The organism is Microbacterium sp. KSW4-4, assembly GCF_023091185.1.
Classification (GTDB): domain Bacteria; phylum Actinomycetota; class Actinomycetes; order Actinomycetales; family Microbacteriaceae; genus Microbacterium; species Microbacterium paraoxydans.
This window is the reverse complement of record NZ_JAHWXJ010000001.1, coordinates 1,887,738-1,912,289: the sequence shown is the minus strand read 5'-3', so window position 1 is coordinate 1,912,289 and position 24,552 is coordinate 1,887,738. Positions and strand designations below refer to the sequence as shown.

24 protein-coding genes are annotated in these 24,552 nt (G+C 71.2%); 16 read left to right on the top strand and 8 right to left on the bottom strand.

What is annotated here, in order from left to right; translation table 11 throughout:
• Positions 1-43: 43 nt before the first annotated feature.
• From KZC57_RS09535 to msrA, 10 genes are all read left to right on the top strand, one after another.
• Positions 44-1,636, top strand: coding sequence for an ABC transporter substrate-binding protein (locus KZC57_RS09535; RefSeq protein ID WP_247641586.1), 1,593 nt, complete (start codon positions 44-46; stop codon positions 1,634-1,636).
• Between the two features lie 76 nt (positions 1,637-1,712).
• A complete protein-coding gene (locus KZC57_RS09530; RefSeq protein WP_060923409.1) occupies positions 1,713-2,669 on the top strand; it encodes an ABC transporter permease in 957 nt (318 codons plus the stop codon).
• A 1-nt stretch (position 2,670) separates the two neighbouring features.
• Positions 2,671-4,722, top strand: coding sequence for a dipeptide/oligopeptide/nickel ABC transporter permease/ATP-binding protein (locus KZC57_RS09525; RefSeq protein WP_060923410.1), 2,052 nt, complete (start codon positions 2,671-2,673; stop codon positions 4,720-4,722).
• Entirely contained in the window at positions 4,719-5,519 is an 801-nt protein-coding gene (locus KZC57_RS09520) for an ABC transporter ATP-binding protein (protein ID WP_247641585.1), read from the top strand. Before KZC57_RS09525 ends, KZC57_RS09520 begins: the two co-directional genes overlap by 4 nt.
• A gap of 15 nt (positions 5,520-5,534) precedes the next feature.
• Complete coding sequence (locus KZC57_RS09515; RefSeq protein ID WP_247641584.1) at positions 5,535-6,479, top strand: dihydrodipicolinate synthase family protein; 945 nt, start codon at positions 5,535-5,537, stop codon at positions 6,477-6,479.
• The gene (locus KZC57_RS09510) at positions 6,479-7,411 is read left to right on the top strand and encodes an ROK family protein (RefSeq protein ID WP_247641583.1); all 933 of its coding nucleotides are present in this window, start codon (positions 6,479-6,481) and stop codon (positions 7,409-7,411) included. The genes KZC57_RS09515 and KZC57_RS09510 overlap by 1 nt, the downstream gene beginning before the upstream one ends.
• Positions 7,408-8,094 (top strand): N-acetylmannosamine-6-phosphate 2-epimerase, encoded by a 687-nt coding sequence (locus tag KZC57_RS09505; protein ID WP_144881689.1) that lies wholly within the window; start codon positions 7,408-7,410, stop codon positions 8,092-8,094. The genes KZC57_RS09510 and KZC57_RS09505 overlap by 4 nt, the downstream gene beginning before the upstream one ends.
• The gene (locus KZC57_RS09500; RefSeq protein ID WP_247641582.1) at positions 8,091-9,008 is read left to right on the top strand and encodes a DUF4862 family protein; all 918 of its coding nucleotides are present in this window, start codon (positions 8,091-8,093) and stop codon (positions 9,006-9,008) included. Before KZC57_RS09505 ends, KZC57_RS09500 begins: the two co-directional genes overlap by 4 nt.
• 104 nt (positions 9,009-9,112) lie before the next feature.
• A complete protein-coding gene (msrB, locus tag KZC57_RS09495) occupies positions 9,113-9,580 on the top strand; it encodes a peptide-methionine (R)-S-oxide reductase MsrB (protein WP_062637836.1) in 468 nt (155 codons plus the stop codon).
• Complete coding sequence (gene msrA, locus KZC57_RS09490) at positions 9,577-10,119, top strand: peptide-methionine (S)-S-oxide reductase MsrA (protein WP_025102782.1); 543 nt, start codon at positions 9,577-9,579, stop codon at positions 10,117-10,119. The genes msrB and msrA overlap by 4 nt, the downstream gene beginning before the upstream one ends.
• Before the next feature lie 88 nt (positions 10,120-10,207).
• Here msrA and KZC57_RS09485 read toward each other — a convergent pair whose 3' ends face one another.
• From KZC57_RS09485 to KZC57_RS09465, 5 genes are all read right to left on the bottom strand, one after another.
• On the bottom strand, positions 10,208-11,008 hold the full coding sequence (locus KZC57_RS09485) for an alpha/beta fold hydrolase (protein ID WP_105950655.1): 801 nt from the start codon (positions 11,006-11,008) through the stop codon (positions 10,208-10,210).
• A gap of 117 nt (positions 11,009-11,125) precedes the next feature.
• Complete coding sequence (locus KZC57_RS09480; RefSeq protein WP_025102780.1) at positions 11,126-12,595, bottom strand: catalase; 1,470 nt, start codon at positions 12,593-12,595, stop codon at positions 11,126-11,128.
• A gap of 64 nt (positions 12,596-12,659) precedes the next feature.
• Positions 12,660-13,079 carry a Fur family transcriptional regulator gene (locus KZC57_RS09475; protein ID WP_025102779.1) on the bottom strand — a complete coding sequence of 140 codons (420 nt, stop codon included), beginning with the start codon at positions 13,077-13,079 and terminating at the stop codon, positions 12,660-12,662.
• A 66-nt stretch (positions 13,080-13,145) separates the two neighbouring features.
• Positions 13,146-14,063 (bottom strand): DnaJ domain-containing protein, encoded by a 918-nt coding sequence (locus tag KZC57_RS09470; RefSeq protein WP_217583614.1) that lies wholly within the window; start codon positions 14,061-14,063, stop codon positions 13,146-13,148.
• 65 nt (positions 14,064-14,128) lie between these two features.
• Positions 14,129-14,782 carry a YigZ family protein gene (locus KZC57_RS09465; RefSeq protein WP_247641581.1) on the bottom strand — a complete coding sequence of 218 codons (654 nt, stop codon included), beginning with the start codon at positions 14,780-14,782 and terminating at the stop codon, positions 14,129-14,131.
• Between the two features lie 133 nt (positions 14,783-14,915).
• Here KZC57_RS09465 and KZC57_RS09460 point away from each other — a divergent pair, with 133 nt between their 5' ends.
• From KZC57_RS09460 to KZC57_RS09450, 3 genes are all read left to right on the top strand, one after another.
• Positions 14,916-16,157: a sensor histidine kinase gene (locus tag KZC57_RS09460; protein WP_247641580.1), complete on the top strand. Its 1,242-nt coding sequence runs from the start codon at positions 14,916-14,918 to the stop codon at positions 16,155-16,157.
• Positions 16,154-16,777, top strand: coding sequence for a response regulator transcription factor (locus KZC57_RS09455; protein WP_247641579.1), 624 nt, complete (start codon positions 16,154-16,156; stop codon positions 16,775-16,777). The genes KZC57_RS09460 and KZC57_RS09455 overlap by 4 nt, the downstream gene beginning before the upstream one ends.
• Positions 16,778-16,855: 78 nt before the next feature.
• Positions 16,856-17,308, top strand: coding sequence for a DUF2871 domain-containing protein (locus KZC57_RS09450; protein WP_247641578.1), 453 nt, complete (start codon positions 16,856-16,858; stop codon positions 17,306-17,308).
• Between the two features lie 4 nt (positions 17,309-17,312).
• Here the strand turns inward: KZC57_RS09450 and cycA are convergent, their stop codons facing one another.
• Positions 17,313-18,782 carry a D-serine/D-alanine/glycine transporter gene (gene cycA / locus KZC57_RS09445; protein WP_281732334.1) on the bottom strand — a complete coding sequence of 490 codons (1,470 nt, stop codon included), beginning with the start codon at positions 18,780-18,782 and terminating at the stop codon, positions 17,313-17,315.
• Between the two features lie 170 nt (positions 18,783-18,952).
• Here cycA and KZC57_RS09440 point away from each other — a divergent pair, with 170 nt between their 5' ends.
• Together KZC57_RS09440 and KZC57_RS09435 are read left to right on the top strand one after the other, a co-directional pair.
• Positions 18,953-20,425 (top strand): MATE family efflux transporter, encoded by a 1,473-nt coding sequence (locus KZC57_RS09440; RefSeq protein ID WP_025102772.1) that lies wholly within the window; start codon positions 18,953-18,955, stop codon positions 20,423-20,425.
• Positions 20,426-20,538: 113 nt separating this feature from the next.
• Positions 20,539-20,940, top strand: a complete 402-nt coding sequence (locus tag KZC57_RS09435; RefSeq protein ID WP_144881698.1) for a hypothetical protein — start codon at positions 20,539-20,541, stop codon at positions 20,938-20,940.
• Positions 20,941-20,943: 3 nt separating this feature from the next.
• On the opposite strand, the gene KZC57_RS09430 is transcribed toward KZC57_RS09435, so the two are convergent.
• Both KZC57_RS09430 and KZC57_RS09425 read right to left on the bottom strand, forming a co-directional pair.
• Positions 20,944-22,653 carry an AMP-binding protein gene (locus KZC57_RS09430; RefSeq protein ID WP_247641576.1) on the bottom strand — a complete coding sequence of 570 codons (1,710 nt, stop codon included), beginning with the start codon at positions 22,651-22,653 and terminating at the stop codon, positions 20,944-20,946.
• Positions 22,654-22,695: 42 nt separating this feature from the next.
• The gene (locus KZC57_RS09425; RefSeq protein ID WP_144881702.1) at positions 22,696-23,163 is read right to left on the bottom strand and encodes an Lrp/AsnC family transcriptional regulator; all 468 of its coding nucleotides are present in this window, start codon (positions 23,161-23,163) and stop codon (positions 22,696-22,698) included.
• Positions 23,164-23,275: 112 nt separating this feature from the next.
• Between KZC57_RS09425 and KZC57_RS09420 the strand changes: the two genes are divergently transcribed.
• Positions 23,276-24,514: a PLP-dependent aspartate aminotransferase family protein gene (locus KZC57_RS09420; protein WP_247641575.1), complete on the top strand. Its 1,239-nt coding sequence runs from the start codon at positions 23,276-23,278 to the stop codon at positions 24,512-24,514.
• The last annotated feature ends 38 nt before the right edge of the window (positions 24,515-24,552 follow it).

Here is a 24,552-nt window from a genome sequence, read left to right as displayed (position 1 = left end):
TCTGATGTCCTCAAGGCGTCGCCCCCCACCACCTGGAGCACACATGAACCGACACAGCACCCGCCGCCGCGCGGGTCGTCTCGCGATGGCGGTCGCCGGCACGGTCGCCGCGTCCCTCGCCCTCGCCGGCTGCGGCGGCGCCGCCGGCACCGCCGAGAGCCCCGCCGCGAGCGACATCGACCCGGACGGCATCATCGAAGCCGGGATCTCGTACACCCTGAACGGCAGCTTCGACCCGATGGTCGCCTCAGGCGCCGTGACGGTCTCGGCGAACTGGCACATCTTCGAGGGACTCATCGACCTCGACCCCGTCACGCAGGAGCCCGCCCCCTCTCTCGCCGCCGACTTCCCGACGCAGGTCGACGAGACGACCTACGACATCGACCTCCGCGAAGGCGCGACGTTCCAGAACGGAGACCCGGTCACCGCCGACGACGTGGTCTTCAGCTACGAGCGCGTCCTCGACCCGGCGAACAACTCCCTGTTCCGCTCGTTCGTCGACTTCATCGACACGGTCACCGCCGTCGACGAGGACACCGTCCGGATCACCACCGATTACCCGTTCTCCCTCATCGACGATCGACTCGGCGTCGTCAAGATCGTGCCGAAGGCCGTGGTCGAGGCCGATCCCGAGGAGTTCGGCGCGAACCCGGTCGGCTCCGGTCCCTACGCCCTCGTCTCCGCCGTGCCCGAGGACAAGATCGTCTTCGAGCGGTACGACGACTACAACGGCCCGCGTCCCGCGCTCGCCGCAGGCATGAACTGGAACCTCCTCGCCGACGCCTCGGCCCGCGTCACCGCGATGTCGACCGGCACGGTGCAGGCGATCGAGGACGTGCCGTACATCGACGCCGACGGACTGGCCGCCTCGTCCGAGGTCGAGAGCGTGCAGTCGTTCGGCCTCCTCTTCATGATGTTCAACACGAAGGCCGAGCCGTTCGACGACGTCCGCGTCCGCCAGGCGCTGCACTACGCGCTCGACATGGACAAGATCATCGAGACCGGCATGCTCGGCAACGCCACCCCGGCCACGTCGTTCCTGCCCGAGGACTACCCGAACTACCACGAGGCCTCCACGGTCTACTCGTACGACCCGGAGAAGGCGGAGGAGTTGCTGGCGGAGGCCGGGGTCTCCGACCTCGCGATCACGTTGCGCATGACCGACACCGGATGGGTGAAGGAGGTGGCCCCGCTCATCAAGGAGTCCCTCGACGCGATCGGCATCGACACCACCCTCGACATCAGCCAGTCGGCGTCGATGTACGAGAAGGTCGACTCCGGCGACTACACCGTCGCCATCGCCCCCGGAGACCCGTCGGTGTTCGGCGTGGACCCCGACCTGCTCATGAACTGGTGGTACGGCGAGAACGTCTGGACCCAGACGCGCACCGCCTGGGCCGACTCCCCGGAGTACGCCGAGCTGCGCACGCTGCTCGACACCGCCGTCACCCAGGAGGGCGAGGAGCAGCAGGAGTCCTGGAACCAGGCGTACGACCTGATCTCCGACCAGGCCGTGCTGTACCCGCTGTTCCACCGCAAGCTGCCCACCGCCTGGAGCTCGCAGGAGCTGGTCGGCTTCCAGCCGGTCCCCACGACCGGACTGTCGTTCCTCGACGTCGGCGTGGCCGCGAAGTAGCACCTGCCCGACAGGGCGGGGGCGCGCTCGCCCGAAGAGCGCGCCCCCGCCACCCCACCCCCGGAAGGAGCGGCACGTGTCCCACACGCTCCGCCTCGTCGGCCGGCGACTGCTGCAGTTGCCGCTGATGATCCTCGGCATCACGTTCCTGGTCTTCTTCGTGATGTCCTTCTCGCCCGTCGACCCGGCACGCACCGCGCTCGGCGAGACCGCCTCCCCCGAAGCGCTGGAGGCGTACCGCGAAGACCACGGGCTGAACCTCCCGCTGTTCGTCCGCTACGTGAACTTCCTGATCGGCCTCGTCCAGGGCGACCTGGGCACGTACTCCGCCCGCAGCCTGCCGGTGGTCGACGAGGTCGCCAGGGCCTTCCCGGTGACGCTGGCCCTGACCTTCCTGGGTCTGGTGATCGCGGTCCTCGTCGCGTTCGTGATCGGCGTCCTCGCCGCCGTCTACCGCGACCGCTGGCCCGACCAGGTCATCCGCGTCTTCGGCGTCGCCGCGTTGTCCACGCCCTCCTTCTGGCTCGCGATCCTGCTCATCCAGGTGTTCACCCTGGCGCTCGGGGTGCTACCGGCCTCGGGCCCGCTGCCGGCCTTCGCCGACGACCCGTCCGGGTGGCTCGCCCGGATGACCCTTCCCGCGGTCGCACTCGCCGTGCCCGTGATCGGGCAGCTCTCCCGGGTCGTGCGCACCTCGATGGTCGAGGAGCTCGATCGCGACTACGTGCGCACCGCCCTCGGCGCCGGAATCCCGCGGGTGATCGTCGTCGGCCGCAACGTGCTGCGCAACGCGCTCATCACCCCCGTGACGGTGCTCGGTCTCCGCATCGGGTACCTGCTCGGCGGCGCCGTGGTGATCGAGATCATCTTCGCGATCCCGGGGATGGGCACCCTCATCCTCAACGGGGTCACCAACAACGAACCCAACCTCGTGCAGGGCGTGACGCTCGCGGTCGCGCTCGCGTTCGTCGTGATCAACATCATCGTCGACCTCCTGTACGTGCTCATCAACCCTCGAATCCGGGCGGTGTGACATGCGACGCAGACTCACGGAACGGCTCTCCGTCCCCGGCCTCCGCTGGGGCCGTCTCTCCCTCGGCTCGATCATCTGCCTCGCCGTGCTCGCGATCATCGCGCTCGCCGCGATCCTCGCTCCGCTGATCTCGCCGTACGACCCGCTCGCCTCCGGCTCCCCGGTGCAGCCGCCGAGTGCGGAGCATTGGTTCGGCACCGACCGGCAGGGTCGCGACATCTTCTCCCGACTGGTCTACGGGGCCCGCTACTCCCTCGTGATCGGGCTCGGGGCCACCCTCGTCGCCCTCGCCGTCGCCTGCGTGCTGGGCACGATCGCCGCGACCGCGCCGAAGTGGATCTCCGAGACCCTCATGCGGGTCATGGACGTGATCATGTCGTTCCCCGGCATCGCGCTCGCCGCGGTGTTCGTGGCGGTGTTCGGCAAGTCGCTGCCGGTGCTCGTGCTCACGATCGCATTCCTCTACGTGCCGCAGCTGACCCGCATCGTCCGGGCGAACATCCTCGACCAGTACGGCGAGGACTACGTCTCGGCCGTCCGCGTGATGGGCGCGGGGACGCCGCGGATCATCGTGCGGCACGTCGCCCGCAACGCCATGGCACCCGTGCTCGTCTTCGCCACGGTGCTCGTCGCCGACGCGATCGTGTTCGAGGCCTCGCTGTCGTTCCTTCAGGCCGGTGTGCCCGATCCCGAGCCGTCCTGGGGCAACGTGATCGCCGCGGGCCGGAACCTGCTCATGAGCGGGGCGTGGTGGGCGACGTTCTTCCCCGGCATCCTCATCATGATCACCGTGCTGTGCCTCAACATCCTGTCCGAGGGGATGACCGACGCCATGGTCTCGCCGCGCGCCAGGAAGATCACCGCCGACGCCGCGAACACGGAGGAGTCGACGCACGACCTGGAGGAGGCCGCCGCCCCGGACGACACCCACGTCATCCCGACGGTCGACACCGCGGTCAACCTCTCGGTGCCCAGCGGCGTGCCCGACGTGCTCGTGCCCACCGCGGAGACGGTGCCGCTGGCGGAGCGCCTCGCCGAGCTGCGTGTCCGCGAACTCTCCCGCACTGACCGCCTGGTCTACACGGGAGACGCCGCGCCGCTGCTCGAGGTGCAGGATCTCTGCATCTCCTTCCCGCGCCACGGCGACGTCGACGTGGTCGACCACGTCAGCTTCACCGTGCGCCCCGGCGAGACCATGTCGCTCGTGGGGGAGTCGGGGTGCGGCAAGTCCATCACCTCGCTGGCGATCATGGGGCTGCTCGATCCGAAGGCCGACGTCCGCGGGCGCATCCTGTTCGACGGGAAGGATCTGCTGCGGATGACGCCGAAGGAGCGCAACGCGCTGCGCGGCCACGACATCGCGATGATCTACCAGGACGCCCTGAGCTCGCTGAACCCCGCGATGCTGATCCGCGCGCAGATGAAGCAGCTCACCTCCCGCGGCGGCACCCGCACGGCCGAGGAGCTGCTGGAGCTCGTCGGTCTCGATCCGAAGCGCACGCTCGCCTCGTACCCGCACGAGCTCTCGGGCGGCCAGCGGCAGCGCGTGCTCATCGCGATGGCCCTGACCCGCGACCCGCGGCTGGTGATCGCCGACGAGCCCACCACGGCCCTCGACGTGACGGTGCAGGCGCAGGTCGTGGAGCTGCTGATGCGTCTGCAGCGGGAGCTCGGGTTCGCACTGGTGTTCGTCTCGCACGACCTCGCCCTCGTCGCCGAGCTCTCGCACCGGATCACGGTGATGTACGCGGGCCAGGTCGTGGAGCAGGGCACCACACGCGAGGTGCTCACGCAGCCCGTCCACGAGTACACCCAGGGCCTGCTCGGGGCGGTGCTCTCGATCGAGGCCGGTTCCGACCGCCTGCACCAGGTGTCCGGTGTCGTCCCCTCCCCGCGGGACTTCCCGCAGGGCGACCGCTTCGCGCCGCGCTCGACGGACCCCGCCCGGTACGCCGGGGTGGAACCCGTGCGGCGGCACATCGACGGCACCGAGCACTACTACTCCGCGCATCCTGCCGATGCGCCCGTCGAGCCGATCGGAGCAGGGCGATGAGCGAACCCGTCATCCAGCTGCAGGACGTGCACGTCCGCTACCGGGCCCGCAGCTCCTCGTTGTTCCGCCCGCACTACGTCGACGCCCTCGCCGGGGTCTCGCTCACGGTCCGCCGCGGACAGACGCTGGGCATCGTGGGTGAGTCCGGCTCGGGCAAGTCCACCTCCGCGAAGGTGCTGATCGGCCTCGAGAAGCCCACGAGCGGTCAGGTCGTCTTCGACGGGGAGACCGTGCGCTCCTTCACCCCCGCGGTGCGCAAGCGCCTGGGACGCATCCTCTCCGTGGTCTTCCAGGACCCGGCGACGGCGCTGAACGCCCGCATGACCGTGCGGGACGCGCTCCTGGATCCGCTGCAGGTGCATCGCCTCGGCTCCCCGGTGAGCCGGGAGCGCAAGGTGCGCGACCTCGTCGGGCTCGTGGGGCTGCCGTCGTCGGCGCTGGAGGCGCTGCCCAGTCAGCTCTCCGGCGGCCAGCGGCAGCGCGTCGCGATCGCCAGGGCCCTCGTCCTCGACCCGCAGGTCATCGTCGCCGATGAGCCGACCTCGGCCCTCGACGTCTCGGTGCGCGCGCAGATCCTGAACCTGCTGACCGACCTGAAGCAGCAGCTCGGGCTGGGCATGGTCTTCATCTCCCACGACATCCAGACCGTCCGCTACCTCTCCGACGAGATCGCCGTGATGAACAAGGGCCGCGTCGTCGAGCACGGCGACGCCGCCCGGGTCTTCGACGACCCCGCCGACCCCTACACCCGCACGCTGCTGGGCGCCGCGCCCTCGCTGCTCGAACCCCACCACTGAAAAGACGGAACCCCTATGCCTTCCCCCGCTCCCGCCCTGTCGTTCTCCGGCGTCGTCCCGCCGGTCGCCACCCCGCTGCTCCCCGACGGGACGATCGACCACGCGTCGCTCACCCGCCTCGTCGAGCGCCTGATCGGGGAGGGCGTCTCCGGACTGTTCGCGCTCGGCTCCACCGGCGAGACCGCCTACTTCACCGACGACCAGCGCGTCGAGCTGCTGCAGACGATCGTCGCCGCGAACGCGGGACGCGTGCCCGTCATCGCCGGCGCCATCGAGCTCACGGCCCCGCGCATCATCGAGACGGCCCGTCGGCTCGCGGCCGCGGGCGCGCAGGCGATCGTGACCACCGCGCCGCTGTACACGTTGAACTCGCCGGCCGAGATCGCCGCGCACTTCCGCACGATCGCCGCTGCGATCGACGTGCCGCTCTGGGCCTACGACGTGCCGGTGCGCGTGCACTCCAAGCTCGGCCTCGACCTGCTCGTGCAGCTCGGCCGGGAGGGCGTGGTGCAGGGGGTGAAGGACTCGTCCGGCGACGACGTCGGGTTCCGCCGACTGATCGCGGCGAACGAGGCCGCCGGTCGCCCGCTGCAGCTGCTCACCGGGCACGAGGTCGTGGTCGACGCGATGGCCCTCGTCGGTGCCGCCGGTGTCGTCCCGGGCCTCGCGAACGTCGAGGCCGCCGGCTACGTGCGCCTCTGGGAGGCCGCGCAGCGCGGTGACTGGACGACCGCCCGGGCCGAGCAGGAGCGCATCAACCGGCTCTTCGACATCGTGTTCCAGCCGCAGGGGCTGTCCGGCGACGCGACCGGCGTCGGGGCGTTCAAGGCGGCGATGCACGCGCGCGGCATCATCGACCACGCGGCGATGGCCGACACGGTGGAGCCGCTCACGCCGGAGGCCGTCGCCGGCATCCGCACGATCCTCGACGAGCTCGGTCTGCTTCCGGTCGCCGTCTGATGCGCGAGGTCGTCCTCGCCGTCGACATCGGCGGCACCAAGACGGCCGCGGCGCTCGCCGATCGGGCGGACGCGCTGCTGCGCACCGCCGCGGCGCCGACCCCCGCGAGCGCGGGACCCGCCGCCGTCGTGGCGACCGTCGCCGCGCTCGCGCAGGAACTGCTCGACGAGGAGTCCGCGCTCGTCGGCGCCGGCATCGGCACCGCGGGCGTGGTCGACGCGAGGACGGGAACGATCGTGTCGGCCACCGACACCTTCGCCGACTGGCCGGGCACCCCGCTGGCCGCCCTGATCCGGGGAGCCCTCGGGGACCGCCTCCCCGCCGATGCGCCGGTCGCCGTGCAGAACGACGTCGACGCGCACGCCGCGGGGGAGCACCGGCACGGAGCCGCCGCCGGAGCCTCGAGCGCCCTCGTCGTCGCCGTCGGCACCGGGGTCGGCGCAGGGATCATCCTCGACGGCCGTCCGGTGCGCGGCGCCCATCACGTCGCCGGCGAGCTCGCGCATCTCCCGATCCCGGGTGCCGCGCACCTCCGCTGCCCCTGTGGCCGCAGCGGACACCTCGAGGCCCTCGGCTCCGGCATCGGCCTGCACCGGCACTACCTCTCGCTCGGCGGCGATGCGGCGCTGCGCGATGCGCGCGGGGTCGCCGTCGCGGCCGGCGCGGGGGACCCGCTCGCCGCCCGCGCCATCCAGGACTCCGCCGCCGCCGTCGGCCGCGCCCTCGCGGGAGCCGCGACCCTCCTCGACCCGGAGCGGATCGTCGTCACCGGCGGTGTGCCGCGCATCGGCGAGCTGTGGTGGGACGCCCTGCGTGCGGCCTTCCACGCGGACGCCATCGACGCCCTGCACGACACCCCCATCCTGCCGGGAACCCTCGGCGACGACGCGCCGCTGCGAGGAGCCGCGGCATCCGCCTGGAGGCGACCATGACACCGACGCCCATCCTCGAACGCCTGCGCGGCGGCCTGATCGTCTCCTGTCAGGCGTACCCCGGGGAGGCGATGCGCGACCCGCGCACCATGGCGCAGGTCGCCGACGCCGCCCTCGTCGGCGGCGCCGCCGGGATCCGCGTGCAGGGGATCGACGACATCCGCGCGGTCGCCGAGCTTCCGGTGCCGATCATCGGGCTGTGGAAGGACGGCGATGCCGACGTCTTCATCACGCCGACACTGGAACATGCCGTGGCCGTCGCCGACGCGGGCGCCGACATCGTGGCGATCGACGGCACCCGACGCCCCCGGCCCGACGGCCGTACACTCGCGGAGACCATCGTCGGGCTGCGCGCGCACTCCGACACGCTCATCATGGCCGACTGCGGGTCGCTCGACGATGCGATCGCCGCCGAGGCCGCGGGCGCGGACATCATCGGCACGACCCTGTCCGGCTATACCGGGGAGCGTCCGAAGGGCGACGGCCCCGACCTCGAGCTCATCGGCCTCATCGCGGCACGCTGCACCCGCCCGATCGTCGCAGAGGGGCGCATCCACACCCCGGCGCACGCCGCCGCCGCGATCGCCGCGGGAGCCTACGCGGTCTGCGTCGGCACGGCCATCACCCATCCGGCCACCATCACGTCCTGGTTCGCGCGGAGTCTTGCCGAGGCCCGTCCGTGACCCCCGTGCTCCTCAGCGCCTATCCGCTGTCCCCTGCGCACGCCCACTGGGATCCGGCGCTGGAGGCCGCGCTGCTGCCGGATCTCTGCGCGCTCCCCGGGGTGGCCGGGCTCGAGGTGCCGTGGATGGGGGCGGTGCATCCGCACGACCCGTCCTGGCTCCTGGGCCACGTGTCGGCGGTGCCCCTTGCGGTCACCGCGGTGCCGTTCGTGATGCGGCGGCTCGGGGAGGATTCGTCGTACGGACTCGCCTCGCCGCAGGAGGAGGGGAGGGCCGCGGCGGTGGCGGATCTGCGGCGCGTGGCGGACGATGTCGCGCGGCTCACCGCCGAGAGCGCCGCATCGGTCGCGGTGGTGATGCTGCACACCGCGCCCCGCGGGAGCGGAGACGGGGACGCGCTCGCCCGGTCGCTGGAGGAGGTCGCGGCGTTCGACTGGAGCGGAGCCCGGCTCGTCATCGAGCACTGCGACGCGGCCGTTCCCGGTCAGACGCCGGAGAAGGGGTTCCTCCCGCTCGCTGCCGAGATCGCGGCCATCCGCTCCGCCGACGCCCCGTTCGGCCTCTGGCTCAACTGGGGGCGGTCGGCGATCGAGCTGCGGGACGCGGATGCGGTGACCGCGCAGATCGCCGACGCAGCGGCTTCGGGGCTGCTGACCGGGCTCGCGTTCTCCGGCGCCGCGCCGGTGGAGAGTCCGTACGGCCCCGCCTGGGTGGACGCGCATCTGCCCATCGCGGAGACCCATCCCGCGTCCGCGTCGCTGCTCGACGCGGCGCACGTCCGCTCGGGGCTCCGCGCCGCAGGCGCGGTGCCCTGGCTCGGCCTCAAGGTCGCGCGACGGCCGGAGGATCGCACGGTCGCGGAGATCGTCCGCACCGCGGAACGGAACCTCGCCGTCGTCCGAGACGCGGGCTGAGCGGAAACTCCCAGCCCGCTCCCAGCCCCGCAGGACCAAAACGGGCTCGTTCCTGGTTCTCCTCAGTGACGCCGCAGCCAGCGGCGTCGGACAAGGAGCCACTCATGTCGAACGACTACGGCAGGACCCCCGAGGCCGTCAGCGGTCTCACGAACCTGCAGTACGAGGTCACGCAGCAGGACGCCACCGAGCCGCCCTTCCGCAACGCCTACTGGAACAATCACGACGACGGCATCTACGTCGACGTCGTCTCCGGGCAGCCGCTGTTCTCCTCCCGGGACAAGTACGACAGCGGCACCGGCTGGCCGAGCTTCACGCGCCCGATCGACGCCGACGCCGTGACCACGAAGACCGACCGCACGCTGTGGATGACCCGCACCGAGGCGCGGTCGTCCGGCGCCGACAGCCACCTGGGGCACGTCTTCGACGACGGACCCCGCGCCGAGGGCGGCCTGCGCTACTGCATGAACTCGGCGGCCCTCCGCTTCATCCCGGCGGAGGATCTCGAGAAGGAGGGGTACGGTCGCTACAGCCCCCTCTTCACCACCCACACCTCTGAGGAGCAGTCATGACCGACACCGGAACCATCACCCGCACCCCCGGGACCGAGACGGCCGTCCTCGCGGGCGGCTGCTTCTGGGGCATGGAAGACCTCATCCGCCGCCAGCCCGGGGTGATCGACACCCGCGTGGGCTACACCGGCGGGGAGAACGACCACGCGACCTACCGCAACCACCCCGGTCACGCGGAGGCCGTGGAGATCGTCTTCGACCCGAGCGCGACGACCTATCGCGACATCCTGGCGTTCTTCTTCCAGATCCACGACCCGTCGACCCTGAACCGCCAGGGCAACGACATCGGGTCGAGCTACCGGTCGGCGATCTTCCCGCTCACCCCCGAGCAGGAGCAGGTCGCCCGGGACACCATCGCCGACGTCGACGCCTCCGGGCTGTGGCCGGGGAAGGCCGTCACGACGATCGAGCCCGCCGGTCCGTTCTGGGAGGCCGAGCCCGAGCACCAGGATTACCTGATCAAGTACCCGAACGGCTACACGTGCCACTTCCCCCGCGCCGGTTGGGTCCTCCCGAAGCGCGAGGACGCCACCGCCTGATCCCCGAGACCCCGCTTTCGCGCCGAGACCCCCTCCTGCACACGCATGCAGGAGGGGGTCTCGGCGCGGAGACGGGGTCTCGGCGGGGTCAGGACTCGGCGAAGAAACCGAGCGCGGCCTCCTTGAAGTCGCGGGAGCCGGGGGCGTTGAAGTGGTGGCGGTTCGGGAGCTCGACGAAACGGGCATCGGGAGCCGCGGCGGCCAGTGCCCGGGAGCCCTCGATGATCGCGTCCTTCGATCCCGTCGCGAACAGCAGCGGCACGACCGGCGCGTCCGCGGGATCGGGATCGATCGTGCCGGAGCCTCGAAGTCCCTCCGCCAGGGCGATGAGCGCGCGCAGATCGTTCCCGGGCACCCGCTCGGTCAGCGCGATGTAGTTCTGCGTCGTGCGGTCCTCCACCGGGGTGCCGTCCGCGATGTACGCGCGCACCTGGTCGAGGTCGAGACGTGCGAGAGGGATGCCGTCGGGGACACCGCCCAGGACCGCCCGGCCGATCCGATGCGGGAGCTCGCGGGCCACCTCCCACCCCACGCGGGCGCCGAGCGAGTAGCCCAGGTAGAACGCGTCGTCGACGAGGTACGTGTCCATGACGGTCTCGACGTCGGTCACGAGGTTGCGGATGGCGTAGGCGTCGGGCTCGTGCGGCTTGTCGCTCTGCCCGTGGCCCCGCTGGTCGAGTGCGAGCACGCGGTACCCGGCCCTGGTCAGCTCGCGCACCCAGCCGGTGAGCACCCAGTTGTCGCGCGCGCCCGAGGCGAAGCCGTGCACGGTCACCACGACCGGGGCGTCGAGCTCGCCCCACGTGTAGGTCGCCAGTCGTGTGCCGTCCGCCGCGTAGACGTGCTGCGGGTCGGGCATCTCGGTGAGGTCGGAGAGGGGAACAGCCACCCCACCATCCTCCCCCCACTCCTCCCTTCCGGGGCGCCGAGACCCCGGTTACACGCCGAAACCCCCTCCCCGCGGTGTCGCGGAGAGGGGGTTTCGAGGAGAACCCGGGGTCTCGGGTCAGACGCGGTCGCGCAGCGCGGCGCCGAGCTCGGCGTCCACGTTCGTCCAGTACTGGAAGAAGCGCTCGCGGATGGCGTCGACCGTGATCGAACGGCCCTGACCGGTCAGGACCTCCAGGAAGCGGGCGCGCTGCGGGCCGTCGAAGACCTCGCGGTACAGCGTGCCGGCCTGACCGAAGTCGTCGTCCTCGGCGTGCAGCGTCGCGGCGGAGCGGGTGAGCTCGCCGTCCGCCGACCAGTTCACCTCGATGCCCTTCGCCGGGTCGGCCGCGGGGCCACCGGGGGTCCCGAAGGAGTTCGGCTGGTAGGTGCGGTGCGCGGCGTCGTTGTACTGGTACCGCATCGAGCCCTCGTGCTGGTAGTTGCGGGTCTCGGCGGCGTGCGGCTGGTTCACCGGCAGCTGGTTGTAGTTCGCGCCGATGCGGTGCCGCTGGGCGTCCGGGTAGGCGAACATCCGGCCCATGAGCATCTTGTCGGGGGAGATGCCGGTACCGGGCACCTGGTTCCCCGGCGCGAAGCCGGCCTGCTCGATCTGCGCGAAGAAGTTCTCCGGGTTGCGGTTGAGGGTCAGCGTGCCGACCTTGATGCGCGGGTAGTCCTTCTTCGAGATCGTCTTGGTGAGGTCGAAGGGGTTGAAGCGGTAGTCCTTGGCCTCGTCGTACGGCATGATCTGCACGTACAGGTCCCACTTCGGGAAGTCGCCCTCGGCGATCGACTGGAACAGGTCGCGACGGTAGTGGTCCGCGTCGGAACCGGCCAGCTGCTCGGCCTCCTCCGGGCTCATCGCCTCGACGCCCTGGTGGGAGATGAAGTGGTACTTCACCCAGAACACCTCGCCCTCGGCGTTGATCCACGAGTACGTGTGCGAGCCGTAGCCGTTCATGTGACGCCAGCTGCGGGGCAGGCCGCGCTCGCCCATGAGGTAGGTGACCTGGTGGGCGCTCTCGGGCGAGAGGGTCCAGAAGTCCCACTGCATGTCCGCGTCGCGCAGGCCGGAGTCGCCGAGGCGCTTCTGCGAGTGGATGAAGTCCGGGAACTTGATGGCGTCGCGGAGGAAGAACGTCGGGGTGTTGTTGCCGACGATGTCGAGGTTGCCCTCGGTCGTGTAGAAGCGCAGCGAGAACCCGCGCACGTCGCGCCAGGTGTCGGGCGAGCCCTGCTCACCGGCGACGGAGGAGAAGCGGAGGAGGGTCTCCGAGGTGGCGCCCGGCTGGAACACGGCCGCCCGGGTGTACTTCGAGACGTCCTCGGTGACGACGAACTCGCCGAACGCGCCGCCGCCCTTGGCGTGCGGGTTGCGCTCCGGCACCCGCTCGCGGTTGAAGGAGGCGAGCTTCTCGACCAGGTAGTGGTCGTGCAGCGCGGTGGGGCCGTCGGGGCCCACGGTCAGCGAGTGAGTGTCGCTCGCGATCGGCGCTCCGGCCTGCGTCGTCGTGGCCGGACGGCCCGCGTCGGTGGGGTTGGTCATGGTCTTCTCCTTCTCCGCGCGGACATGCCGAACGGACCCTCGGGGAGGGGATCGGTGGATGCGCCTACGCGGCGTTCTGGCAGCTGGGGCAGAGGCCCCAGAAGGTGACTTCAGCTGTCTGCACGGTGAAGCCCCCCGTCGAGGACGGGGTGAGACACGGCGCCTCGCCGACGACGCAGTCCACATCGCCGACCGCACCGCAGGAGGTGCAGACGACGTGGTGGTGGTTGTCGTCGATGCGCCGTTCGTACAGCGCCGCGGAGCCTGCCGGTTCGATCCGGCGGATGAGGCCCGCCGTCGTCAGGTCCGCGAGGATGTTGTGCACCGACTGGATCGACGTGGTCGGAAGCACGTCGGACACGGCGCGGTAGACCCGCTCCGCATCCGTGTGGGCCATGGAGCCGAGAGCCTCGAGAACGGCGACGCGGCCCGCAGTCGCACGCAGCCCGGCGTCGCGCAACGCCGAGTCGAGTTCCGTCTCCATGCCCTCGACTCTACACGTGTTTTGAGTGATTCAAAAGAGCATGCCGGGATGCCGGGCGCGTCGCCGTCAGACGAAGCGGACCGTCTGCTGCAGACGGGTGCGGATATCGAACAGCTCGTTGCCGCCGATGGCCCGCGCCCCGGGGACGCCCTGCCGCAGCACCATCGCCAGCGCGCTGCGCCGCACCACCACGACCGGGACGCCGCGGTTGCTGCCGAGCGGGGTGACCGCCTGGGCGAGGTCGTCGTCGGGGAGCACCACGATCGCGCCGCCGAACTTCACCTTCGCGGCCTTCGCCACCGCGCGCATCCGGGCGAGAGCCGCCGTGACCGGGGCCCGGGTGCCGAGGCTCGGGCCGGTGATCTCCCCGCGGCGGAACCCCACGACCCCGCCGAAGTCCTCGGACATGAGGCCGTAGAGGCCGGAGGGACTGAGCACCACGTGGTCGAGCTTGTCCTCGGGGGTCTGTCCGGCGGCGACGTCGTGCCAGACCGTGAAGCCCATGCCGAGGTCGGAGACCGTGCGGGCCGTGGCCTCCTCCGCGAGCGCGTCGGCGAGCAGCCGGCGGAGCTCCCGCGGGGCGGCGCGGACGAGGGCCGGGGCGTACGGATCGGGGACCTCGACCCCGTGACCCGCCCACTCGCGGATCAGGGAGAGGTAGCGTTCGCGGCGCCAGCCGCCGGGGTGTCCGTAGGAGCGGGCGCGCGGCCGGGTGTCGGTGCGCACGGTCTGGGGGCGCCAGCCGCTCCATTCGCCGCCGTCGTCGGTCAGGCCCGCGCGGCGGTCGTAGGCGGCGCGGTCCTCCGCGGTGCCGATGAGCTCCCACGCGCGCTGGACCTGGATGAACACGGCCGCGTCGCCGCCGGTATCGGGGTGGGTCTGCCGCAGTCGCAGCCGATACGCCCGCCGGAGCTCGGCGTCGTCGACGGCCGGATCCACGCCGAGGATCTCGTACGGCGAGGCCGAGAGCGGACTGTCGAACATCGCTCTCCTTCCGCGACCGCGGCGTCCAGGATATCCGTCGGACGGTGTGCGACTGCCGGGAGGTCTCAGTCCGCGACGTCGACGATCCGCTCGATCCCGGCGACCGGGGCCACGGCGCCCCCGGACGCGGCGGCGAGGTCGGCGCTAAGGCGCGGAAGCGCGGCGGCGGGCACCCACAGCTCCAGCTGTGCGGAGGCCCCGTAGGTCGGCGTGCCGAGCGTGGCCCCGTGGGAGGCCGCCCAGTCGCGGAGCAGGTTGTCGTAGCGGCCGGCCTCGGCGTGCGGGACCTCGACGGTCGCCTGGGTGAGCGCCGCGCGACGGACAAGGGCGGCGCGGTCGAGCGTCTCAGACACCGCGGTGGAGTAGGCGCGGATGAGGCCGCCCGCCCCGAGCTTCACCCCGCCGAAGTAGCGGGTCACCACCGCGACGACATCCGTGAGGCCGCGGCGCCGGAGGACCTCGAGCATCGGGACCCCGGCCGTTCCGGAGGGCTCGCCGTCGTCCGAGGAGCGCGCCTGATCCCCGTGCAGCCCGGTCACCATCGCGGTGCAGTTGTGGTTCGCGTCCCAGGCGCGCTTCCGGACCGTCGCGATGACGGCTTCGGCCTCGGCCACCGACGACACCGGTGCGACATGGGTGAGGAAGCGCGACTTCCGGATCACGAGCTCGTGGTCGACGGCCGCCGCGATCGTCGCCGGGAACGGGTGCGGTGTCGACATCGGCCCCACGATACCTCCGTTCGAATCGCCTGATTGGTCCCAAATCCGGGCCGGATGCCGCCAATCGGGCGATTCGAACCGGGTCGACCGAACGATGGAGGCGCACACCGGCCCGGCGGACGAGAATGTCAGCATGCCGACCGGAGACACCGCCGAGACCGACCACCCGGGAGGGCGGACGGGACGCACGCGCTCCTGGGGGCGCCTGGTCACGTCGCTCCGTATCGGCCAGGCCGTCATCACGGTCGTGCTCACCGTCGTCGGCGTCGTCCGCTCCCTCGCCGACGGGGTCCCGGTGCCGTGGCTGCTCGCGACCGCCCTCGCCTTCCTCGGCTGGTACGGCGGCGGACTCCTGCTCTCCTCCCGCACGGACGACCGGGCGCTCGCCGCGGGCTGGCTGCTGGGGCTCACGGCCATCTGGCTGGGGGCGGTGGCGCTGTCGCCGGAGTTCGTCTGGCTGGCGTTCTCGCTGTGGCTGCTCGCCGGCTTCCTGCTGCGACTGCGGTGGGCTGTGCTGCTCAGCATCCTCATCCTCGCCGTCGTCATCGTGGCGCCGCTGCTGCACACCGGGACGACCACCTACGCGAACGTGATCGGGCCGCTGGTGGGCGGCATCTTCGCCCTCGGGATCTCCCGCGGCTACCTGGAGCTCGTCCGCGACGGGCGGGAGCGGCGGCGACTCATCGCGTCCCTCGTCGCGACGCAGCAGGAGATGGCGGCCCTCCAGGACGAGCTCGCACGGACCCAGCGGGAGTCCGGCGCCGCCGCCGAGCGCACGAGGGTGTCGCGCGACATCCACGACACGGTCGCCCAGAGCCTGTCGTCCATCGTCCTGCTGGCGCGGTCGGCCGCCGAGCACGAGGACGGCCGGGAGCGGGCGCTCGGGCAGATCGGGGCCCTCGCCGCGGAAGGGCTCGCCGACGCCCGACGCATCGTCGACGACCTCATGCCCGCCGAGCTGGACGGCTCCGCGCTGAGCGACGCCCTCGCCCGGATGCTCGAGCGCCTGACCGCCGAGACCGGGATCGCGGCCACCCTCCATGCCGACGAGGATCTGCCCGCACTCGGCCTCGACGCGGAGGTCGCCCTGCTGCGGACGGCGCAGTCCGCGCTCGCCAACGTGCGCAGCCATGCCGCCGCGACCCGGGTGGTGGTGACCCTCGCGGACGCCGGCGACGCCGTGCGGCTGGACGTGGTCGACGACGGTCGCGGGTTCGACCCGTCGCGGCTGGACGCGGCGGGGCCCGGCGGCGGCTACGGCCTGCGGGCGATGCGCGCCCGACTGCGCGAGCTCGGCGGCGGTCTCGACGTGGAGAGCGCCCCCGGCGACGGCACCGCGCTGTCCGCCCACCTGCCCCTGGGAGGCCGGTCGTGACCCCCGTGCGGATCCTGCTCGTCGACGACCACCCCATCGTGCGCGCGGGCGTGCGCTCGCTGTTCGACCGCCGCGACGACGCCGAGGTCGTGGGCGAGGCCGCGTCGGGGGAGGAGGCGGTCGTGCTCGCCCGGCACCTGCGTCCCGACGTCGTCCTCTGCGATCTGCGGCTGGGGGCGGGCATGGACGGTGTGCAGACGACGGCGGCGCTCCGGGCGCTCGACCCGGCGCCGGCGGTGCTCATCCTCACGACGTTCGACCGCGACGCCCAGATCCTCGGCGCGATCGAGGCCGGGGCGGCGGGGTATCTGCTCAAGGACATCGCCCCGGAGGACATCGTCCGGGCCGTGCGACAGGCCGCATCGGGTGGGCAGGCGCTGACGCCGGAGCTCACGGCGCGCGTCGGCCGCGCCCTCCGCGCCCCGCGGGTGCAGCTCACGGGGCGCGAGCTCGACGTGCTGCGGCTGCTCGACACCGGGGCCTCGAACCGGGAGATCGCGAAGGCGCTGTTCGTCACGGAGGCGACGGTGAAGACCCACCTCGTGCACGTCTTCGAGAAGCTCGGGGCCGACAGTCGCGCGAAGGCGGTCGCGATCGCCAGGGAGTCCGGACTGCTCTGACGCCCGCGGTCTCAACCGTTCGATGGATCCGCAGCGACGGCCCCACGGCGAGGCTGGAGGCAGACAGAAAGGACTCCCATGCGCAGGCTCTTCACCGCCGCGTTCGCCTCCATGCTGGTGGGCGTCGCCTCCGGACTCTTCTACCGCGAGTTCACCAAGATCAACGGCTTCCCCGAGGGGGCGCCGACGCAGCTCGGACTCGTGCACACGCATCTGCTCGTGCTGGGCTTCGTCGTATTCCTCGTGGTGATGCTCCTGGAGAAGGCGTTCGCGCTCTCCGAGAGCCGCCTGTTCGGCTGGTTCTTCTGGACCTACACCGCCGGGCTCGTGCTGACCTCGGCGATGCTCGTCTGGCACGGCTGCCTCACGGTGCTCGGCCAGGAGTCGACGAAGATGATCGCCGGCATCGCGGGCGTGGGGCACATGCTGCTCGCCGCCGGCATGGTGCTGCTGTTCCTCGCGCTCCGCCCCCGTGTGTTCGCCCCGAAGGTCGCGGCCACACAGCCCGCGACCCTCGAGTCGGTGGCCTGACGCCTCAGTCGGCCGGGATCGTGTCGTCGCGCAGGTAGGCGATGTGGGCGGCGTGGCGCTCCAGGTGGTGCGGCGACCTCCGCACGAACAGCCAGGCGACGATGAGGATCGCGAACCAGATCGGTGTCACGAGCAGGGCGATCAGGGTGTCCGGCTGGGTGGTCAGCGCCCAGAGGATGAACAGGAAGAACGCGAGCACCACGAACACCATGAACACGCCGCCCGGCATCTTGAACGCCGAGGTCGCCGCCTTCTCCGGACGACGGCGCCGGTACACGAGGTAGCTGCAGAGGAAGATCGTCCACACGAACATGAAGCACACGGCCGACACCGTGGTGACCATCTCGAACGCCGTGCCGATGTCCTTGCCCGCGTAGAGCAGCACGACGCCGGACAGCAGCAGGATGCAGGACAGAAACAGCGCGTTCTGCGGCACGCGGCGCTTCGAGAGCCGGCCGAAGAACCGGGGGGCGTCGCCGTCCTGTGCCAGCCCGAAGACCATGCGCGAGGTGGAGTAGATGCCGGAGTTCGCGCTGGACATCGCCGAGGTCAGCACCACGAGGTTGACGACGGTGGCGGCGATGCCGAGCCCGGCGAGGGCGAACATCGCGATGAAGGGGCTCTCGCCGGCGACGTACTCGGTCCACGGCGTGACGGACATGAGGATGATGAGCGCGCCCACGTAGAACAGGAGGACCCGGATCGGGATGGCGTTGATGGCCTTCGGGAGGTTGCGCTTCGGGTCCTTGGTCTCCGCGGCGGCCGTGCCGACGAGCTCGATGCCGACGAACGCGAATACCGCGATCTGGAAGCCGGCGACGAATCCGAGGAAGCCGTGCGGGAACATGCCGCCGTGCTCCCACAGGTTCGAGAAGCTCGCGGTGCCGGCGTCGTGGGAGAACCCGGTGAAGATCATCACCAGGCCGGTCACGATGAGGGCGACGATCGCGACGATCTTGATGAGCGCGAACCAGAACTCCATCTCGCCGAACGCCGCGACGGTGGGCAGGTTGAGCGCCAGGAGGATCACGACCACGAGGAGGCCGGGGATCCACAGCGGGATGCCGGGAATGAGCGCATCGGTGTACCCGGCGATCGCGATCACGTCGGCCACGCCCGTGACCACCCAGCAGAACCAGTACGTCCAGCCGGTGAAGAAGCCCGCCCACGGGCCGAGCAGGTCGCTCGCGAAGTCGCTGAACGACTTGTACTTGAGGTTCGACAGCAGCAGCTCGCCCATCGCCCGCATGACGAAGAACAGCATGAACCCGATGATCATGTAGACGAAGATCACGGAGGGGCCGGCGACCGAGATCGTCTTGCCGCTGCCCATGAACAGGCCCGTGCCGATCGCCCCGCCGATCGCGAGGAGCTGGATGTGCCGGTTGCTGAGCGCGCGCCGCAGGTGCTCCTCGCCTCCGGCTCCGGTCTGCCCCTGGCGGATGGCCCCCGTGTCTTGCTTCGTCACGCTCATCTCCTCCGGTCGTCCTCGACTGATGCAGAGTAACCACCGGGGCCCACTCGTCCGAAATCGACGCCCCGGCGGCGGCGATCCGGTCCGGGGTGTTCCGTTCGCCCGAAACGATTCGATAAACTGGGCGCACCCCCGATCCATCCCCTCTTTCCCTGCGAGCCCCTTCCTTCATGGCCACCACCCTCACCACGGGCCGTCCGTGGCGCGTCATCCTCGCCTTCTCGATCCCGCTCCTGCTCGGCAACGTCGTGCAGCAGCTCTACCAGTTCGCCGACGCGATCGTCGTCGGACGCCACCTCGGCGTCCAGTCCCTCGCCGCCGTCGGCGCGACGGGCAGCCTGCTCTTCCTGCTCCTCGGCTTCGCCTGGGGTCTGACGAGCGGCTTCGCCATCCCCATCGCCCAGGCCTTCGGTGCGCGCGACGACGCCGCCGTGCGCCGCTCGGTCGCCACGGGTGTGCTCCTCAGCGGCATCACGAGCGTGGTCCTCACGGTGGTCGCGCCGCTCATCGCCGGGCCGATCCTCGCGCTGCTGCAGACGCCGCCCGAGCTCATGGCCGAGGCGACGGTGTTCACGCAGATCAGCTTCCTCGGCGCGGGCGCGACGATGTTCTTCAACTACCTCTCCGCCATCATCCGCGCCATCGGCGACTCGAAGACCCCGCTGGTGTTCCTCACGGTCTCCTGCGCGCTCAACGTCGGCCTCGTGGTGCTCATGGTCGGTCCGCTGGAGTGGGGCGTCGCGGGTGCCGCGCTCGCCACCGTGGTCGCACAGGCCGTCTCGGTGATCCTCTGCCTGGAATTCGTGCGCCGGCGGCTGCCCATGCTGCACCTGCGTCGCTCGGACTGGCGCATCTCCCGGACCGACATCGCCGACCACCTGCGCCTCGGTCTCCCCATGGGCTTCCAGGCCTCGATCATCGCGATCGGGACCCTCACGGTGCAGGTCGCCCTCAACACTCTCGGCGCCGACGCGGTCGCGGCCTACACGACGGCGTCCCGCGTGGACAGCCTGGCGGTCGCCCTGCTCTCCTCGCTCGGGCTCGCCGTGTCGATGTACGCGGCGCAGAACCACGGTGGTCGTCGCCCCGACCGTATCCGGCGCGGTGTGGTCGAGGCCACCTGGATGGCGGTCGCGGCGGCGATCGTCCTCGGCGGGCTGCTCATCGCGTTCGGCGCGCCGATGGTCCGGCTGTTCGTCGGGGACGGCTCGGACGACGTCGTCGACATGGCGCACCGCATGCTCATCATCAACGGCTGCGGCTACTGGGCGCTCGGCATGCTCTTCGTGCTCCGCGGCGCGCTGCAGGGACTCGGCCACACGCTGGTCCCGACGGTCACCGGCGTGATCGAGCTCGTGATGCGCGTCGTCGCCGCCGTCGTCCTCGGGGCGATGATCGGTTTCGACGGCGTGGCCCTCAGCAACCCGCTCGCCTGGGTGGGCGCGATCGTGCTCCTCGTGCCGGCCTACGTCAAGGCGCATCGCGCGCTGGCGACGCAGCCCGTGGCGCCGGCCGAGGCCACCGAGACCTCCGCGATCGCGATCGTCGGCCCCACCGACGGCTCGATGGTGGTGGACGCGGTCGTCACCCGCCCGGTCCGCGTCGTGCGGCCCCGCCGGCTGCGGTGGCCGGTCCGGCGCTGATCCGCGATATCCACCGGAAGGATGACCCGGATCGGACTTGAGACGGATGGCCTTCCGGAGAGACACTTCTAATGTCGAAGGTGCGGAGGGGTTCCGCCGGACGGGGGGTCGTCATGACGACATTGGGAGTGGCCAGAGACCTGGCCGCCATTCTGGTACCGATCGGATACGTGGGTGCGGCGCTCGCCGCGGTCTGCGCGATCGTGGCCGCGATCGCGATCATCCGCGGAGCCGGGGGGCTCGCGGGCGGCGCGGTCGGGCTGTGGATCGTGTGCGCGCTGATGAGCTTCACCGCGAGCTTCGCGAATCAGTGGCTTCCGCTGATCGCGGCGGGCGCGTCGCTCGTGGGCATGCTCGTGATCGGCGGGATCGTGCGCGCGATGCTCACGGCCGGCGGGTTCGAGTCGCGACGCCGGGCCGCACGCGTGAAGCCGGCGCCGGCGACCACGACGACGGCCACGCTCAAGACCGGCTCGACCGCGACGCCCACGGCGCCGGTCGCCGTCGTCTCCTAGCATTCAGCGGTAGTCGCGGTCGCGGTGCTGCCGCGCCTCGTCGCCCGCTGCCACGCGGGCGCTCTCGCGTGCCCGCAGCTCGACGCGGCGGATCTTCCCGGAGATCGTCTTCGGCAGCTCCGGCACGAACTCGATGATCCGCACCCACAGATGTGAGGACAGCCGTTCGTGCGCGTAGCCGAACACGGCGCGCGCGGCGGCCGCCTCGTCCGCGCCCGCGTCCGGCGTCAGGCACACGTAGGCCTTCGGCACCGCGAGGCGCGTGGGGTCGGGGCTGGGGATGACGGCCGCTTCGACCACGAGGTCGTGCTCCAGCAGCACGGACTCGAGCTCGAACGGTGAGATCTTGTAGTCGGAGGCCTTGAACACGTCGTCGGAGCGCCCGATGTAGGTCAGGTAGCCGTCGGCGTCGCGCACGGCGATGTCCCCGGTGTGGTGGAAGCCCCCGGCCCGCGACTCCGCGGTCTTCTCCGGATCGTCGTAGTACCCCGCCATGAGGCCGAGCGGCGGCTGTGCGAGGTCGAGCGCGATCTCGCCCTCGTCCTCCACGACCTCGCCCGTCGACGGATCGAGCAGCACGACCGGGTAGCCGGGCAGCGGACGGCCCATCGACCCCACCTTGACGGTCTGCCCGGGGGAGTTGCCGATGCAGGCGGTCATCTCGGTCTGCCCGAAGCCGTCGCGGATGGTGCCGCCCCACGCCTCGCGCACCCGGTCGATGACCTCGGGGTTCAGCGGCTCGCCGGCGCCGACGAGCTCCCGCGGAGGGTGCGCGAGCCGGGAGAGGTCGGCCTGGAGGAGCATGCGCCAGACCGTGGGCGGGGCGCAGAACGTCGAGACGTGGTGGGTGTCCATGACCTCCATGAGCGTGTTCGCATCGAAGCGGTCGTAGTTGTAGACGAACACCGTCGCCTCGGCCAGGAAGGGGGAGTAGAAGCTCGACCAGGCGTGCTTGGCCCATCCGGGGGAGGAGATGTTGAGGTGCACGTCGTCCGGGCGCACGCCGAGCCACCACATGGTGGAGAGGTGGCCGACCGGGTAGGAGACGTGGGTGTGCTGGACGAGCTTCGGGCGATTCGTCGTGCCGGAGGTGAAGTACAGCAGGGCCGTGTCGCCGGCGGGCGTCGGGCCGTCCGGAACGAAGGGCTCCGTGGTCGCGTCGGCATCCGCGAACCGCTTCCAGTCGGCAGGCAGCGACGCGCCGACCCCGATGCGCAGGACGTCGGGGTCGATCCCCTCGAGGCGGTCGGCCAGGGCGCCGAGGGTGACGACGGCGCCGGCGCGGCCGTGCTCGATGCGGTACGCGAGGTCGGAGGCCGACAGCAGCGTCGAGGTCGGGATCGACACCGCGCCCAGCTTCGTGATCGCGAGCATCACCTCCCACAGCTCGATCGTGTTGTTGAGCATGACGATCACGTGGTCGCCGCGGCGGATACCGAGGCTGCGCAACCAGGCGGCGACCTGGTCGGAGCGGGCGGAGAGCTCCCCGTACGTCCAGGACCGGAGGCTGAGGTCGGCCTCGACGATCTGCACGGCCGGACGGTCGGGGTTCTCTCCGGCGATGACGTCGAACCACTCGAGCGCGAAGTTGAAGGCCGTCAGGTCGGGCCAGGCGAACTCGCGGCGTGCGGCGTCGTAGTCCGTGGCGTGCGTGAAGAGGAGGTCCCTCATCCCGCGGATCGCTTCGGTGGCGGGGGTGGCACGACGGCTCATGGTGCTCCTTTGCAACGGCGTCCCTCCATCCTGCCCCCTCGTTCAGCGGGGGAGGAAGCCCGTGCCGTCGCGGAGCTCGAACACGAGCTGGGTCTCGGTGCCGCGGACGACGGGGTGGACGGTGATGTGCTCGAGCACGATGTCGCGGAGAGCGGTCGCGTCCTGTACGGCCACGTGCACGAGGAAGTCGTCGACGCCGGCGACGTGGAACACCTGGAGAACCCGGGGGATCGCGACGAGCGCGTCGAAGAGCGCCGTGACCTTGGGGCCGGTGTGGTGCGCGAGGCGGACCTTGATGATCGCCTGCAGGGGGTAGCCGAGAGCGGAGCCGTCGAGGCGGACGCGCGTGTCGCGGATGACACCCCGCTCCCGGAGTGCGCGGATCCGGTGCGCGCAGGTGGACTCCGCGAGTCCGAGGCGGTGGGCCAGAGCCTTGTTGGTGACGGCCGCATCGCGGCTCAGGGCGGCGAGCAGCTCCAGGTCGATCTCGTCGAGTTGCGCTTTCGCCAACGTGTCCTCCTCGGTACGGCCGGATGTTGCACAGAATAGCGAGGATCCCGGATTCAGTGAGGTGTTCTGTCGAAGACCAGCGAGAATCTCGCGATTCGACCAGCGTGGAGGGATGACCGCACCGCTGCATCCCGACACCGTGGCCGTCCACAGCGGCCGTGCCGACCTCGAGGCGCTCGGGGTCCACGCCCTGCCGATCGACCTCTCCACGACGAATCCGCTGCCCGACGTCGAGCGCGGCGGTGACTCGTACGAGGCGATGGCGACCGGGGGCCGCCCGCCGCAGGACGGCAGCATGGTCTACGCCCGCCTCTGGAATCCGACGGTCGCGCGCTTCGAGGATGCGCTCGCCGAGCTGGAGCACGCCGAGGCCGCCGTCGCCTTCGGCTCCGGGATGGCGGCCATGACCGCCGTGATCCTCGCGCACACGGGTGCCACGGGAGCGCGGCACGTCGTCGCGGTGCGTCCGCTCTACGGAGGGACCGACCACCTGCTCGGGTCCGGTCTGCTCGGCGTGGAGACGACGTACTGCCGTCCCGACGAGGTCTCCGCCGCGCTGCGCGCCGACACCGGACTCGTCGTCGTGGAGACGCCGGCGAACCCGACCCTCGAGGTCGCGGACATCGCCGAGGTCGTGCGGCAGGCGGGGAGCGTGCCGGTCGTGGTCGACAACACGTTCGCGACCCCCGTGCTGCAGAACCCGATCGATCACGGCGCGGCGATGTCGCTGCACAGCGCCACCAAATACCTCGGCGGCCACGGTGATGTCATCGCCGGCGTCGTCGCCTGTGACGAGACGACCGCGGAGGCGCTGCGTCGCGTGCGTGCGGTGACCGGGGGGCTCCTGCACCCGCTCGGCGCGTACCTGCTGCACCGCGGTCTCACGACCCTGCCGGTCCGCGTGCGGCACCAGCAGGAGAGCGCTCGTCGCATCGTGCAGTGGCTGGTCGATCGGCCCGAGGTCGCCGAGGTCTTCTATCCCGGGCTCGACGGGGATCCGCGCGGCATCCTGGAACGGCAGCTCCGCGGGCCGGGGGCGATGATCGCGTTGCGGCTGCGCGGCGGCTATGCAGCGGCCGCAGCGGTGGCCGGGGCGACCCGCCTTTTCACGCACGCCGTGTCGCTCGGAGGCGTGGACTCCCTCATCCAGCACCCCGCCGCGCTCACGCACCGTCCGGTCCCCGCGGAGGCGCGTCCCGCCGCCGACGTCCTGCGTCTGTCCATCGGCCTCGAGAACGTCGACGATCTCCTCGCCGACCTCGCGAACGCCTTCGCCACTCTCGCCGACCCACCCCTTTCCGTGCCTCCCAGCCCGGAAAGTGCGTCACATATGGGGGTGGCTCGTACATAAGGGGCCGGATCGGCGATTGTGCGAGGACGACAAGAAAC